Source organism: Nocardioides furvisabuli (assembly GCF_021083185.1).
Lineage (GTDB): Bacteria > Actinomycetota > Actinomycetes > Propionibacteriales > Nocardioidaceae > Nocardioides > Nocardioides furvisabuli.
This window is the reverse complement of sequence record NZ_JAIGQB010000026.1, coordinates 1-1,365: the sequence shown is the minus strand read 5'-3', so window position 1 is coordinate 1,365 and position 1,365 is coordinate 1. Positions and strand designations below refer to the sequence as shown.

Sequence of the window (1,365 nt, the reverse complement as noted above, 5' to 3'; positions counted from 1 at the left end):
ACCGGCGGGCTGCAGACCGATAGTGAGCCACACCAGAAAAGCCGGTGGGCAGCCGCTTGGAGAGCTGCTCGCCGATCACCTGGACCGAGTCTGGCCAGACGTCGGTCCTACCGGAATCGTCTAGTAGGCGCGTGCCGGGAAGGTGGCTAATCGCCGACGGGCGCTGCTTCGTGATGAGAACATGCTGCTATGGGGAACTTTCGTGCTTGCTGGGGAGCGTCGTTGGCAATGGTGGTCGGCGCGACCATCGCGGTGGCTCCAATCAACTCGGCCTCGGCTGTGCAACACAGTTCCATAGGCTCGCCGGCTCCTCGAGCATCTTCGGCAGCCAGAGCTTCTCTGAGCGCATCGCCGCGGAGCTTGTACGAGCGCGAGTCCGTCAAGTTCACCGGGACTCTGGTGCGCGGCAAGCTCAATCAGAAGGCCGTTCTCCAAGTGTGGCGCGATGGGTCTTGGCGAGGCACCGGTGACTACGACTCCACCAACCGCCGTGGGAAGTTCGTAATCAGTCACGTCATGGACTACGAGCCCGGCGCTCATCGGTTCAGGGTCATGGGCAAACGAAGTCGCCTGTACGACGTACCGCAGGTCGTCACGAACAAGGTCCGCATCGCCGTCAAGGACAAGCCCGGCAGTCAGTCACTGCCCTGGAGACCTAACGAGTGGTTCACGGTCGAGGACTGGCAGTTTGCGTTCAACCCCACCGTCACCGACGCATGGCCCATTGTGAGGTCGCAGAGCGAGTACGCGGACCCGCCACCACCGGGATGGTCATACGTGACCGTGGCCCTGGGGTTTGTGCGCACCGGCCCCGGAAGCGGAAGGGCGTGGATCGAGAATGACCTAGCGTTCGTCGGCGGCGACGGCGTCGTCTACTCGGGCGGTCAGGACCTCAATGGGGATTACGTCTACTGCTCTCTCGACAACGACTGGTCCGACGCGCCCGAACTGTATACGGGCGCACGCAGCTCCGGGACGGAGTGTTTGCCGGTTCCAACCGCCGCTATCGCTGGGGGCGCCTGGCGCCTGTCGGGCGGCTACGACGATGAGGATCAGTGGATCACGCTCAACTAGAAGGCGACCGCTGAGTAAGCATGCGCAGCGCGCTCTCATGCTCCACGACGTTGGATTGCGTCCAGCGAAGTGTGACCTAGAAGCCCAGCTTACGAGCCGGGCGCGATCCCGTCGGCGTTGCTTGGCGGGACGCGGTCAGGCACTGAGCATGCTCTTGTCCGACAGCGTCTTACCGGCTCCCTTCTGTTGTCAACCGGTTCGGCGTAGCGTCTTCTCCGCGGGTCCGGGAAGTGGCTGATCCGAAGTGTCGATGTGCGGGTGCAGGTCGACCGCGCTGGATTGAAGAGTCGC

Annotated in this window: 1 protein-coding gene; it reads left to right on the top strand. The window is 63.4% G+C overall.

The window, feature by feature from the left end:
• Nucleotides 1-360 precede the first annotated feature (360 nt).
• Nucleotides 361-1,074: a hypothetical protein gene (locus K4G59_RS19730; protein WP_231252770.1), complete on the top strand. Its 714-nt coding sequence runs from the start codon at nt 361-363 to the stop codon at nt 1,072-1,074.
• Nucleotides 1,075-1,365: the final 291 nt, after the last annotated feature.